The organism is Nonomuraea zeae, assembly GCF_005889725.1.
GTDB lineage: Bacteria > Actinomycetota > Actinomycetes > Streptosporangiales > Streptosporangiaceae > Nonomuraea > Nonomuraea zeae.
Map to the genome: position 1 here is coordinate 1 of NZ_VCKX01000727.1, position 679 is coordinate 679.

The following is a 679-nucleotide window of genomic DNA, read 5'->3' on the forward strand; positions in this document are numbered from 1 at the left end:
TCCTGACCCCGGGCGCCTCCCGCGCGCCGCCCGGCCGCCCACCGGCCCGCCCACGGGGCTCTGAGGCACAGTCCGGCGGCGACGGCCACGGCCGCCAGGGCGTAGGCGAAGGTGCCCGCGGTGGTCAGGTAGGCGGCGGCGCCGGCCAGGGGGACGCCGAGCCACTCCCAGCGCCCGTCGAGGGCGACCAGGGCGACGACGAGCAGGGCGTACCACGAATAGCCGGGCGTGAGCAGGAGGAAGGCGGTCCCGGTGAGCACCAGCGCGCCGCGCTGAGGCCGGTGCCCGTCGCCGTGCCGCAGGACGCGCAGCAGGACGGCCGCCAGCACGGCCAGCGCCACCGGCAGCGCCCAGGAGTCCGGCACCAGGAGCCGCAGCAGGGCGTAGCGCTCGCGCGCCCCCGCCTCGTCGTAGCCCTCCTCGGCGAGGTAGCCGGACAGGTAGCCGAGCACGGAGGCGCGGGAGAGCAGGACGTACGGCAGGTAGGCGGCCGCGACGAGCAGGACGGCGGGCACCAGGATCCACGAGGCGCGCCGGACGCCCCGCGATCCGGGCTGTGTCCCGGGCTGTGCCCCGGACTGCGCCCCGGACAGGGTTCCGGACAGGGCGCCCGGCACGACGACAGCGGGCATCAGCTTGACCGCGACCGCCACCCCGAGCAGCACCCCCTGCCAGGCCG

Annotated in this window: 1 pseudogene; it reads right to left on the minus strand. The window is 77.8% G+C overall.

Going from position 1 to position 679, the window contains the following annotated elements:
* Positions 1 to 679 (minus strand): annotated as a pseudogene (locus tag ETD85_RS64330) (hypothetical protein); the annotation flags it as partial.